Raw genomic sequence first — 1,809 nt, 5'->3', positions numbered from 1 at the left:
CCCAGATTCCAACCCAGACCCAGGCCCCACCTCGCCAGCTCCCGGCCGCCCACCCCCCACAGGCCACAACCGAGGCCGCCGCCGAGCCGCCAAATCCTCCACCCACCCGAACGCCAAAACCGCCACCAACGTCAGCCCCAGGGAAGCGATCAGATCCGTCGGCCCGTCCAAATCCCCGAGGTCATCCAGCGCCAGCACCGTCAGCACCGGCCAGATGGCCGCGATCGCGATGTTGTGCCACAGATAGATCGTCACCGCGCGCGCGTTCAGCAGATTGACCGCCCCGTCCAAGCGTGGGCTGCGCCCGAGCCACGACATGTCCGGCTGCCACCGCAGCGCCAGCAGAACGAAGGCCAGTGACCACAATGCCTGCGATTCCGAGACCTCGTTGAGGTCCCAGCCCGACTCCGACGCGTGCCCCCGCAGCCAGTACAACGCCGCCAGCCCCATGACGGCCGAGGCCGCGACCACGAGGCCGGGACGGATTCGCGCCAGCCGTCCGTCGTGGTGTGCGAAGCCGGCGATCCAGCACGCGCCGTAGGTTGCGAAGTCCCACATGGCCGCGTCCGCCCGTCCGAACGGCAGTGAGAACCCGGTCTTGTCCAGCACCGCGATCAGGACGATCGGCGCTGCCACCGCGGCCCAGCCGATCTTCTTGTACGCCAGGTACAGCAACGGCGACAGCAGGACGAACCACAGGTACGCCCGGATGTACCAGAGTGGCTCCCAGACGTCGATGCCCTTCTCGCTGCCCGGCGGGTCCCCGATCGGCAGCAGCCACAGGCCGAGTTTCCAGCTCAGCGGCTTGTCGCCGCCGTCCTCGTCGGTCCAGCCCAGGTACAGCATCGCGGGTACCGCGATCACCGCCAGCAGCCACAGCGGGGGCAGCAGCCGGCGCAGCCGGGAGGTGATCACCGTGCCCGCCGGGCGCCGGTCCAGGGAGGCTGCCGTCAGTGATCCGGCCAGGGCGAACATGATGCCCATCGCGGGCAGCAGGATCGACAGCCACGGCCAGCCGAACAGGTGGTAGACGATCACCCGGACGATGGCGGCGGCGCGGAGCAGGTCCAGATAGCGGTTGCGCACCGGAGCACGCTAGCGATGCCCGCCTGCCTTCCAGCACCTCCGGAGCGGTCCACAAGTACGCCCGGGCGGGTTACCCCGAAGGGGTGAAGTGTCCGGATTGTCAGTGCGATTGTGCGTCGCCGGTGGTCGCTCCGGAGGCGGGAAAGGCCAGGTCAGGACGCCTGTCGCCGGCTTGTGGGGGAGAACTGGCCGAAACCTGCCGTAGTCACCGTTGGGTGGTGCCGGCGTTGGTCCACCTCGAGGGCGGCGTGCACGGGCGCGGCGCACCGAGGCAAAGGGAGACACACGGGATGCGCAAGCCTGCTGTCGTAGTGACCGCCGCGGTCTCGGCGGTGCTGGCCGGCGGGATCATGGTCGCCACCACCGCGGGTGCGGAGGAGACTCCGGCCACGCCGGCGGCGCCGTCGATGGTTCTGCCCGACCTGCCGGCCATCCCGCAACTTCCGGCCGACGGTGGCGTGCCCGCGGCTGCCGGGCTGCCCGCCGTACCCGGGGATCCGGCTGCTCCCGCCGGTCAGCTGGCGCCCACCGCCGATGCTCATGCTCCCGCCCGGCCCGGGGGTGCGGCCGATCCGGCGAAGCCGGCGGCGGACCAGCCGGCCGCGCCCGGCGCCGCGACCACCGCGGCCCCATCCGGCGGCGCGAAGCCGTCGAACAGCAGCTGCGGCAGCGCGAGACGGAGCTGGTCGGCTTCGCCGGCATCGTGGCCCACGACCTGCGCAG

The 1,809-nt window shown here is 71.3% G+C and carries 2 protein-coding genes; both read right to left on the bottom strand.

Features of this window, described 5'->3' with window-relative positions; genetic code table 11:
• A partial coding sequence (locus ACWEOZ_RS39015) for an acyltransferase family protein (RefSeq protein WP_451915707.1) occupies positions 1-1,086 on the bottom strand: 1,086 nt, incomplete at its 3' end.
• A gap of 538 nt (positions 1,087-1,624) precedes the next feature.
• Positions 1,625-1,809: hypothetical protein (locus tag ACWEOZ_RS39010; RefSeq protein WP_451915706.1), on the bottom strand; the 185-nt coding region annotated here is incomplete at its 5' end.

The sequence above is a fragment of the Actinoplanes sp. NPDC004185 genome (genome assembly GCF_053603475.1).
This window is presented reverse-complemented; position numbering and strand designations above follow the sequence as displayed.